Origin of the sequence: Shewanella sp. KT0246, assembly GCF_019654955.1 — a bacterium.
Taxonomy (GTDB): domain Bacteria; phylum Pseudomonadota; class Gammaproteobacteria; order Enterobacterales; family Shewanellaceae; genus Shewanella; species Shewanella goraebulensis.
In genome coordinates this window covers 14,025-25,121 of sequence record NZ_BPEV01000023.1, presented here as the reverse complement: position 1 = coordinate 25,121, position 11,097 = coordinate 14,025, and the positions used below count along the sequence as shown (strand labels likewise).

Annotated in this window: 9 protein-coding genes; 6 read left to right on the top strand and 3 right to left on the bottom strand. The window is 39.6% G+C overall.

From position 1 onward, the window contains the following. Positions 1 to 7 precede the first annotated feature (7 nt). The 3 genes from K5Q58_RS12705 to cmoA all read right to left on the bottom strand — a co-directional run bounded on the left by K5Q58_RS12705 (position 8) and on the right by cmoA (position 2,573). The gene (locus K5Q58_RS12705) at positions 8 to 775 is read right to left on the bottom strand and encodes an ATP-dependent zinc protease (RefSeq protein ID WP_220754304.1); all 768 of its coding nucleotides are present in this window, start codon (positions 773 to 775) and stop codon (positions 8 to 10) included. A 77-nt stretch (positions 776 to 852) separates the two neighbouring features. Then, positions 853 to 1,845 (bottom strand): tRNA 5-methoxyuridine(34)/uridine 5-oxyacetic acid(34) synthase CmoB, encoded by a 993-nt coding sequence (gene cmoB / locus K5Q58_RS12700; protein WP_220754303.1) that lies wholly within the window; start codon positions 1,843 to 1,845, stop codon positions 853 to 855. Next, on the bottom strand, positions 1,842 to 2,573 hold the full coding sequence (gene cmoA, locus K5Q58_RS12695) for a carboxy-S-adenosyl-L-methionine synthase CmoA (protein WP_220754302.1): 732 nt from the start codon (positions 2,571 to 2,573) through the stop codon (positions 1,842 to 1,844). Before cmoA ends, cmoB begins: the two co-directional genes overlap by 4 nt. A 305-nt stretch (positions 2,574 to 2,878) precedes the next feature. Between cmoA and K5Q58_RS12690 the strand changes: the two genes are divergently transcribed. The 6 genes from K5Q58_RS12690 (at position 2,879) to ruvB (ending at position 10,800) form a co-directional block, all read left to right on the top strand. Beyond that, positions 2,879 to 5,710: a diguanylate cyclase domain-containing protein gene (locus K5Q58_RS12690; protein ID WP_220754301.1), complete on the top strand. Its 2,832-nt coding sequence runs from the start codon at positions 2,879 to 2,881 to the stop codon at positions 5,708 to 5,710. Between the two features lie 258 nt (positions 5,711 to 5,968). Then, positions 5,969 to 7,750: an aspartate--tRNA ligase gene (gene aspS / locus K5Q58_RS12685; RefSeq protein WP_220754300.1), complete on the top strand. Its 1,782-nt coding sequence runs from the start codon at positions 5,969 to 5,971 to the stop codon at positions 7,748 to 7,750. Positions 7,751 to 7,876: 126 nt separating this feature from the next. Further along, positions 7,877 to 8,623 carry a YebC/PmpR family DNA-binding transcriptional regulator gene (locus K5Q58_RS12680; RefSeq protein ID WP_220754299.1) on the top strand — a complete coding sequence of 249 codons (747 nt, stop codon included), beginning with the start codon at positions 7,877 to 7,879 and terminating at the stop codon, positions 8,621 to 8,623. A 23-nt stretch (positions 8,624 to 8,646) separates the two neighbouring features. Further along, complete coding sequence (ruvC, locus tag K5Q58_RS12675) at positions 8,647 to 9,168, top strand: crossover junction endodeoxyribonuclease RuvC (RefSeq protein WP_102526060.1); 522 nt, start codon at positions 8,647 to 8,649, stop codon at positions 9,166 to 9,168. Continuing rightward, positions 9,165 to 9,782, top strand: a complete 618-nt coding sequence (gene ruvA / locus K5Q58_RS12670) for a Holliday junction branch migration protein RuvA (RefSeq protein WP_220754298.1) — start codon at positions 9,165 to 9,167, stop codon at positions 9,780 to 9,782. The genes ruvC and ruvA overlap by 4 nt, the downstream gene beginning before the upstream one ends. A 10-nt stretch (positions 9,783 to 9,792) precedes the next feature. Then, positions 9,793 to 10,800, top strand: coding sequence for a Holliday junction branch migration DNA helicase RuvB (gene ruvB, locus K5Q58_RS12665; RefSeq protein ID WP_220754297.1), 1,008 nt, complete (start codon positions 9,793 to 9,795; stop codon positions 10,798 to 10,800). The last annotated feature ends 297 nt before the right edge of the window (positions 10,801 to 11,097 follow it).

Sequence of the window (11,097 nt, the reverse complement as noted above, 5' to 3'; positions counted from 1 at the left end):
TGAATTCCTATTTAGCTTCTTTAGTCGATTCTGTTTGTGGTTTTTTGCCATGAACGTATATTTGGCCAACATCTACAACAGCAATGTCTTTCATAAATTTACGACCAAGTAATAACGGGAACTCTAAGTGGCTACGATCTGTTAAGTTCAAGTCAGTTTCAGCAGCATACTGACCAATTTTTAAATGTGCGTGGATGACTGGACGGCGGTCATCTGGCATATCCGAGTCTTGTTTGATGCGAACAAAACGCTCAACTTTATGCTCAAAGGTGTTACCAGGCTGATCTGCTCCATTGGTCATGACATCAAATCGTACCCATTGAACACCGTTTCGTTCAAACAACACGATATTTCTAGCATCTAATGAAGAAGACTCTGCACCCGTATCAATACGCGTTTCAAAAGAGGCTTTAAGCTCGTCAACAAATACATGCTCAACTTCGCCTAAAACAATTTTGTCTGAAACAACAGATTCAGGACATTGTGGCGGCTCACTTAATTGAGCGAGAGCAGCCGCATCGTCATTCATTTTTTTGGATTGCTTGGCTAATGCGTCAGTGATTTGTAATTTTAAATCGTTTACTTCAGCGCTTAGGTTTTGCATTTCAGATGAAGAACTTTCACATTGAGCGTTTATCGCATCGATAATCGCTGTTTGTGAAGTGGCAAGATTAGCACTCAGTTCTTCACTTCCAACTGGAGTAACTTTCTCAGTTGATGCACAGCCTGATATTAACGCGGCGGTGACGGATAAAATAATTACCTGCTTTAACATGACAATTCCTGTTTTTATAATCTAAGCTAATCTTTCTAATTTATTGCTTTAATGGGCTATTTTATAGGGTTACAACATCAAACTAGGTCGTGATTTGGTTGGTTTTTTATGGCAATAATAGTTGCACGCTTTGGAGCCGGATAACCTTCGACCGTTAAACTAACATCATTTGGGTCAAGATAATCAACTAATGATTCATTCTTCATCCATTGAGTTGACCTTTGTTCTGCCATTGAGGTGATATCGACATCTACACAGCGAATATCGGTGAAATCGCATTTTTTCAACCATAACATGAGCGCGTCTACTGATGGCAAGAACCAAACATTGTTCATTTTTCCATAGCGATCTTCAGGCACTAGAACCGCATTTTCGTCACCATCTATGACCAAGGTTTCTAATACAAGTTCGCCGCCCATTCTAAGTTGGTCACGTAATTGTAGAATATGATCAATAGGGGAGCGTCGATGATATAGCACGCCCATTGAAAACACAGTGTCGAATGCATCTAATGGCGGTAATTCTTCAATACCCAAAGGCAATAAATGCACCGGTTGCTCATTACCTGCTAAACGTTTAACCGCTTCAAATTGGCATAAAAATAATGGTGAAGGGTCAATACCTACAACACGTTTTGCGCCAGCACCTAGCATTCGCCACATATGATAGCCACTGCCACAACCCACATCTAATACAGTGCGGTTGTCCAGAGGTGAAATGTGTTCTTTTACACGGTCCCACTTCCAATCACTGCGCCACTCTGTATCAATTTCAATACCATGGATATAAAAAGGGCCTTTACGCCAAGGTTGGAATAAGCCTAATAGGTTTTGTAACTTTTCAGTTTGACCAGCGGTTAGCTGACTTCCGTCACCAATTTTCACACCATTAAACAAGTCAATATGGGTCGGAGCTGGGTAATGCAGTTTATTAAGTACTTTTTCCCATTTTGGCAAGTTGCCATGTTTGTGCTCTCTTTGCCATTTCCCAAGAATTGCAGGAAGTTCTTCAAGCCAATGTTGTAAGCTAGAGTCGGCAATTTGTTGGTAAAAGGAACTAAAACTAATCACTTGATGGCCACCATTGATGCAAAATTAAAACATTGAAACCACACTGTTGAATGGCTAAAACCATTGTCAGTGAAGCGTTGTTGGTGCATGGATAAACTATCTGGACGCATAACATTTTCAAGTGCACTGCGTTTTTGGCTAATCTCTAATTCGCTGTATCCATTTGCGCGTTTGAAATCTAAATGCTGTTCATCTAATAAGGTCTGAATCACATTGTCTTCAAACCGTAATTTTTCTGATATCACTAATATGCCGCCAGGGAGTAAACCTTGATAAATTTTAGCAATTAATTCGTCTCTATCGGTTACGGGAAGAAATTGTAGCGTGAAATTAAGCACGACCATTGAGGCATTGGTAATGTCGATATCTCGAATGTCACCACAAATTAGTTCTACTTCCGTATCGCTGACATAGGCAGATAAATTCTCTTGGCAACGAGATACCATTGACTCACTATTATCGACAGCAATAATTCTGCATTGACGCTGCTCTATTTGACGACGAATGCTTAGTGTTGCTGAGCCTAAAGAGCTACCTAAGTCGTAAACATTAGATTTAGGTGTAACATAGCGGTCAGCGAAGTCACCAATAGTATTAATGATTTGGGTGTAACCTGGCACCGACCGTCTAATCATGTCATTAAATACACCTGCAACACGATTATCGAACTGAAAATCGGATATTTTGTCAGTTGCTGCTGCGTATATTGTATCTAGTTGAGAGTTCATCTGAGGTAACTTGAAAAAATAATAGCTTCATTTTAGCCAATCCTAGCAAATAGCAGCAAGTATCCTATTGGTATTTTTTGTTTTATTTTGTTTATTTACTTAAATTAGGGTAAAAATTTAATCTAGTTGGTTAAATGGCCGATATAAATCGGTATGATAAACAAAAAATTAAAATCATTTACAAACAAACCTATGTCCAGTTAACAAAGTGACAACTGTTTAAAGGTGTGTAGTTAAGAACAAATTAAACAAATAACGACTAATAGAATGATTTTTCATTCAAAACTTAGCACAAAGGAACGGGCTTGAAGTTAATTAGCACTATTTTTACTTATTTACTGTTTATTTTGATGACGTTGCCTGTGGTGGCAGATGAGATCAATACAATAACCACTGTATCATCGATGCCCCAATCGATGACTATTTCAATGAGTGAGGATGCTTATCCTTATCAATTTGTTGATGACAATGGTAACGCTGCAGGAGTAATGGTTGATATATGGCGTGAATGGTCCTCTGTAACAGGCATTAAAGTGCATTTTAAGCCTATGCAGTGGAAAGAATCTTTACAAAAATTAGCTGATAGTGATGTCGACATTCATATTGGAATGGCGATTACCGACGAAAGACAACAACAATTTTCATATGGCGAAAAAGTTTCCTCACTTAATTCTTATTTATATCTTCATAAAGACATCGCAGACAAAAAAACTGTTGAGGATATTAGGCCATTTAAAATTGGCATTATTGAAGGTACGTCCCACAAAGATGACTTACTGGCAATAGAACCCAGCCTGACATTCAAAAACTTTAAAACTAAAAAAGCTTTATATGATGCAGTTGTTGCTGGAGAGCTGTACGCATTCGCGACGATTCAAGGTTATAACCAAGGAATTCCGATTAACTTCGAGTTAGCTAATAACTTTCATATATCATCACGAATTTTGATCAATGAAATAGATTTAGCACCCGCCGTATTAATCTCCAATAAATCTTGGTTGCCGTTGATTAATGAAGGCTTCAAACAAATCTCCACGAGTCATATTGATGAAGTTGAAAAACGTTGGTTTGGATATCGCCGTGAATCAAACGGCATACTTATCGCTATGCAAATGAAAGTCGAGCCTTTTGTTGATATTGGTTTAGATGGCTTCCCACATGGATTATTTGTCGATTTATGGCACCTTTGGTCTGAGAAAACAGGAATCGCAATTGACTTTATACCCAGTGATATGAATGGCAGTATTGAGCTTATTAAAGATGGCCATGCTGATGTGCATATTGGATACCCTGAAAGTGATGAAATTAATACAGGACTTAATCGAGCGAATCATTTCTACTCAGTTAAAAGTCGCTTTTTTAGCTATAACAAAGAAATTAAAGACATCAGCGAACTTGATGGTCAACGTATAGGTTTATTCGCAACATCACCATACATTATCGAATTAAGAAAAGTCCTTCCTAACGCGCAAATTCGATATTACGAATCTGTTGAGCAATTGATTAAGGCAAGTCGTGATGGCGACATTGCTGGTTTTGTTGCATCCAGTGCCTATACAGCACATTACTTGTTGCATCACAAGTCTTGGTCCGACTTCTACCAATTTAATGACTTAGATTTCAATACCCAAATCTATAACCTGACAAGGGTTGAAGACGCTGAACTGGCTGAACGTATTGCAAATGGTTTTAAATTAATCAGTGACTTTGAAATGGCTAAACTTGAACAGAAGTGGTTATTAAATAAGGCTGATAGAACATTCTCTATAGTAGATAAGCAAATTTACATCAGTAATAAAGAGAAGAAATACATAGATTCTTTAGGTGCGATCAAGTTGGGTTACTTAACACAATGGGCGCCAATGGAATATCAAAATGAATTAGGTGAGTTTTCTGGCATTAATAAAGAAGTCATCGAAATAATCACTGACCAATTAGATATTGATATCATCCCTGTTGCTTATCAGAACTGGGACAGGCTCAATAAAGATTTAAAAAACGGTAGTATTCATTTAGTAGGCAGCATGGCGAAGAATAAAAATCGCGAACCTGCACTCGAGTTTACAGAAGGTTATTGGCCATCACCGTGGGCGATTGCCACTAGTTTAACTCAACAACCGTTATTTAATTTAAGCCAGTATAATGGTAAACGGATTGCAGTGGTTAAGGGTTATAACTTAATAAATCTGTTGCAACAACAATTCCCTGGGCTTGAAATTGTTCTAGTTGACAGCACACAACACGGATTAAAAGCCGTTTCATCTGGTAATGTTGATTTGTTCATTGAACAAGTCGTCACGCTTGCCTATGCATTAAATGAAGGTGAGTTTCCTGATTTGAAAATGGCATTAGTAGCTGATTTAACTGAACAAAGAAGTCATATTGGGGTTTATCCAAAACTAAAAGAGTTAATTCCATTACTTAATCGAGCAATCGAAACTATCGATGAGACGAAACAGCAACAAATGTACCAAAAATGGGTTGCAGTAGACCTACGTTCAGAAGCTGATAAATATCAAAAATGGTTCAACATTGTTTTACTGGGTCTACTGTTTATTAGCGTGATTACCTTTGCGGTCTTTTTAGCTAACAAACGTCTTAAATTAGAAATAGCACTTAGAAAAAATGCAGAGCAAAAAATTAAATTTGTTGCAGAGCATGATCCAGTTACTCAATTACCAAACCGTGGTTTACTGGATGACAGATTGGCGTGTGCAGTCAAGGCCCATGAACGTGAACAAGTTAAATTTGCTCTATTGTTTATTGATTTAGATAAATTTAAAAATGTAAACGATCAATACGGACATCATATCGGTGATAGTTTGCTGATACACATAGCTTCGGCATTAAAGTCGGTTGTACGTAAATCTGATACGGTTTCGCGTTTTGGTGGTGATGAGTTTGTTATCTTGCTAAATAAAGTCGAAAGCGCTGAGTGCGCAGCTAAAGTTGCTGACAATATCATCAAGGTCTTATCTGATCCTTTTTTAGTCGATGGAATCACTTTAACCGCATCAGCTAGTATAGGCATTGCCGTGTACCCTGATGATGGAGATGACGCTATTGCTTTACTGCAAACTGCAGATAAGAAAATGTATAAGGTCAAAAAGCAAGGCGGTGATAAGCACAGCTTTTAACTAACTAATAGGTTTTAAGCAGTTAAATACAATAAATCATAGTATTTGCTGTTTTTTTACTCGGTTACAAAGGGAACTTTCCCTAAAGTCTGTTCAATTGCAGTAAACTAATTGATACTTCCATGCAAAAATGTAGCACACGTTTAATAATCACGTTTTTGACGTATTATAAGTGCTATAGTTGCCTGCATTATTTTAATATAATGCCAAAATAAATTGTTTTTTAGACACCTATTTCCGAACAAAGGGTAGAGTTAAATGCGCAGTCATTATTGTGGAGACGTTAATAAGTCTCATCTTGGTCAAGAAGTCACCTTAGTCGGTTGGGTTAACCGTAGCCGCGATTTAGGTGGTGTTATATTTTTAGATCTTCGTGACAGAGAAGGGATTGTTCAAGTTGTTTACGATCCAGACTTGGAAGACGTTTTCAAAATAGCGAGCAGCTTACGTGGTGAGTTCTGCGTACAAGTTAAAGGTTTAGTACGTGCAAGACCTGACAGTCAAATCAATGCACAAATGAAAACTGGCGAAATTGAAGTATTAGGCCAAGGCCTAACCATTATCAATGCTTCTGCGCCACTGCCTTTAAGCATGGACAATCATCAAAACAACAGTGAAGAGCAGCGGTTAAAATATCGCTACCTTGACTTACGTCGTCCTGAAATGGCTGACCGTTTAGTATTCCGCTCGAAAGTTACTAGCGCTGTGCGTCGTTTCTTAGACGATAGTGGGTTCTTAGATATCGAAACACCTATTTTGACTAAAGCGACTCCAGAAGGTGCTCGTGATTATTTAGTACCAAGTCGTACTTATAAAGGTCAATTCTTTGCTTTGCCACAATCTCCACAGCTGTTTAAACAGTTATTGATGATGTCTGGTTTTGATCGCTATTACCAAATCGTTAAATGTTTCCGTGATGAAGATTTGCGTGCAGATCGCCAACCAGAATTTACTCAAATTGATATCGAAACTTCTTTCATGTCTGCTGAGCAGGTAATGGAAAAAACTGAGACTATGGTTCGTGGCTTGTTCAGCGATTTAATGAATGTTGAATTAGGCGAGTTTCCTCGTATGTCATATGCAGAAGCGATGGCGCGTTATGGTTCAGACAAACCTGATTTACGTAATCCACTTGAGTTAGTGGACGTTGCGGATTTGGTGAAAGATGTTGAATTTGCAGTGTTTAGTGGTCCTGCTAACGATGAAGAAGGTCGTGTTGCTGCGCTTCGCATCCCAACAGGTGCATCACTGTCTCGTAAGCAAATTGATAACTACACTAAGTACGCTGGCATATACGGCGCTAAAGGCTTAGCGTGGATGAAGATTAATGATTTAAGTGCAGGTATTGAAGGTATACAATCTCCAGTACTTAAATTCTTAAACGAAGATATCGTTAATCAAATAGTTGCACGTACTAATGCACAAACTGGTGACATCATCTTATTTGGCGCTGACAAAGCAAATGTCGTTGCTGAAGCGATGGGAGCATTGCGTCTAAAAGCTGGCGAAGATTTCGAATTACTTGAAGGTGAGTGGCGCCCAATGTGGGTCGTAGACTTCCCAATGTTTGAGAAAATCAACGGTGGATACCACGCAGTTCATCATCCATTTACGGCTCCTCGTGGTGTAACCGCTGAAGAACTTGAAGCAAATCCTGGCGCGGCAATCTCAGATGCTTACGACATGGTATTAAACGGCTGTGAGTTAGGTGGTGGTTCTGTTCGTATCCATAATGCCGATATGCAAAGTGCTGTATTCCGTATTCTTGGTATTGATGATAAAGAAGCAAACGAGAAGTTTGGCTTCTTATTAGAAGCATTACGTTACGGTACACCGCCACACGCAGGTTTAGCATTCGGTTTAGACCGTATTATCATGTTGATGACAGGTGCTAGCTCTATTCGTGATGTGATGGCATTCCCGAAAACGACGACGGCAGCTTGTCCATTAACGAATGCACCAGGTTTTGCTAACCCTCAACAATTAGTTGATTTGGGGATTAGCGTTATTGAGCAAGAAAAGCCTGCCGCTGACGAGTAATGTTAATTAGTCAACTTACAAACTTAATTGGTTTGTACATTAAGCGTTAATCCACAAACCGAGGCTTTTGCCTCGGTCTGTTTTTATGTAGCCTAAAAAACTGAAATACATATCCAAGGAGTTGCCATGGCTGGCCACAGTAAATGGGACAACATTAAACATCGTAAAGCTGCTCAAGATGCAAAACGAGGTAAGCTATTCAGTAAATTTATTCGCGAGCTAACGGTTTCTGCCCGTGAAGGTGGTTCAGACCCTGATGCAAATCCACGTTTACGTGCCGCAATTGATAAAGCATTATCAAATAACATGACCCGCGACACGGTAGAACGTGCTGTTAAACGCGGCGCTGGTGAGCTTGATGGCCAGCAATTAGACACCATTATTTATGAAGGTTATGGCCCAGGCGGAACCGCGGTGATGGTTGAAACCATGACAGATAATAAAAACCGTACCGTATCAGGTGTACGTAATGCTTTCAGTAAGTCAGGTGGCAATTTAGGTACAGATGGCTCAGTGGCTTATATGTTCACCAAATCGGGTGTAATTTCTTACAATGCTGACGTTGATGAAGACGAACTAATGGATGCTGCGCTTGAAGCGGGCGCAGAAGATGTTATTACTCATGAAAATGGCGCATTTGATGTGTTTACCACACCAGATGCTTTCGGTACTGTAAAAGATGCACTGGATGCCGGCGGTTTTGAAGCAATAAATGCAGAAGTTACTATGATTGCAGGCACTAAAGCAGAGTTAGATGCCGATACTGCTGCTAAGTTTATGCGTTTGATTGATAACCTTGAAGATCATGATGATGTTCAAGAAGTTTATCATAATGCTGAAATTTCAGATGAAGTGATGGAAAGCCTTGAATAATTGTTCCAAGGAAGCGTAAATCGATGACGATCATTTTGGGGATTGACCCAGGTTCGCGGATCACAGGTTATGGTGTTATTCAATGTCAAGGTAGACAACAAAGATACCTTGGAAGTGGCTGTATACGCACGTCAGCAGATGATTTACCTACTAGATTGAAACAGGTTTTTGATGGCGTTACTGAAATCATCAAGCAGTATCAACCTGACCAATTTGCCATTGAACGGGTTTTTATGGCAAAAAATGCGGATTCTGCGCTTAAATTAGGGCAAGCGAGAGGCGTAGCAATCGTTGCTGCGATGAATGCGGGGTTACCTGTAGCTGAATATAGTGCAACCCAAATCAAAAGCGCAGTAGTTGGTACAGGTCGCGCGCAGAAGACCCAAGTTCAGCATATGATCCAACAAATATTTAAATTACCAGCAGCACCGCAAGCCGATGCTGCCGATGCTTTAGGTGTCGCAGTTTGTCATAATCATACTTTCCAAAGTTTAATTGCGATGGGCGGAAAAGCCCAAAGCCGCACATATGGACGATATAAATGATAGGAAGATTAAGCGGGTTGGTTGTTGAAAAACAAGCACCTGAAATTGTTTTAGATGTAAACGGTGTTGGTTACGAGCTACAAGTGCCTATGACCAGTTTTTATGAGCTCCCAGAACTCAATCAATCAGCAATGCTCTATACCCACTTTGTGGTGCGTGAGGATGCGCAGCTACTTTATGGGTTTATCACCAAGCAAGAACGAGCACTGTTTCGTCTTCTAATCAAAACTAACGGTGTGGGCCCTAAACTTGCGTTAACCATTTTATCGGGTATGACTGCCAGCGAGTTTGTGAATTGTGTCGAGCGTGATGACATAGTGACTCTCGTCAAATTGCCTGGCGTTGGTAAAAAAACTGCTGAGCGCTTAGTCGTTGAAATGCGTGATAAGTTGAAAAGTTTACTAGAAGCCTCAGTAGGTTCTGAGCGTGAGTTTGCTCTACAAAGTAATTATAAGCCGGCTGCTGTTGAAAATAACGCAGAAGAAGACGCCATTGCTGCGTTAATTGCATTAGGTTATAAACCTGCTCAAGCAAGTAAAGCTGTTTTAAGTGCTTATAGCGAAGGAATGACAAGTGAGGTGTTAATTAAAGCCTCATTGAAGTCGATGTTATAAAGAGGCCACAATGATAGAAGCGGATCGTTTAATCCAACCACAAGAATTTGAACAAGAAGTTCATATTGATAGAGCCATGCGCCCTAAAATGTTGGAGGATTATACTGGGCAGGATGATACTCGTGCTCAGTTGAAGGTGTTTATTGAGGCAGCGCTAAAGCGTGAAGAAGCACTCGATCATATGCTAATTTTTGGCCCTCCAGGACTCGGTAAAACAACATTAGCCATGATTGTGGCTAATGAAATGGGCGTAAACATTAAATCCACATCTGGGCCCGTACTTGAAAAAGCAGGGGATTTAGCAGCGTTATTAACGAACCTTGAACACGGTGATGTACTTTTTATTGATGAAATTCATCGACTGAGTCCTGTGGTTGAAGAGATTCTTTATCCTGCTATGGAAGATTACCAGTTAGATATCATGATTGGTGAAGGGCCTGCAGCGCGTTCTATTAAGCTCGACTTGCCGCCATTCTCTTTGATTGGTGCTACCACTCGCGCTGGTGCGTTAACATCACCACTACGAGCAAGATTTGGTATACCTCTGCGCTTAGAGTTTTATAACGTCAAAGACCTTTGCACTATTGTCAAACGCTCAGCTAAAGTGATGGAATTACCTATTGATGAAGCAGGAGCGTTTGAAATTGCAAAACGTTCGCGAGGCACTCCAAGAATAGCCAACCGTCTTCTTAGACGTGTTCGAGATTACGCTGAAGTGAAGCATGATGGCTTTGTGACCGAAGACGTCGCACAAAAGGCATTGGATTTATTAGATGTCGACCTAGAAGGTTTTGATTACTTAGATAGAAAACTGTTACTGGCGATTATTGATAAATTTATGGGCGGGCCAGTTGGGTTAGATAACTTAGCTGCTGCCATTGGTGAGGATAGAGAAACTATTGAAGATGTTTTAGAGCCTTTTCTAATTCAACAAGGGTTTATACAGCGGACTCCAAGAGGGCGTATTGCAACAGATAGGGCCTATCAACACTTTGATATTATGAAACCCGCAGAATAAATTGTTAATGATATGAATAAGGAAAGCGTAGTCTTTCCTTTTTTATTGCCTAAATAAAATGAATAACTATTCAAAGTAAGGTTAACCAGAATATTAACATTTCAGTCTAATTAATCTTTATTAAGAAAGTTCCTAAAAAAGGTCAGATGTTAGTATTTTGTAATCGAGAGCTTACTTGTTCAAGCTATGTGAAAATTTATTGGTTAATGTGCTTTATAAAGCCAGGCAAATAAAACAACTACCGTAAAATAATCACCGTTCATTGTTGCTATTTTAATTGACCAATTAAACATCAAT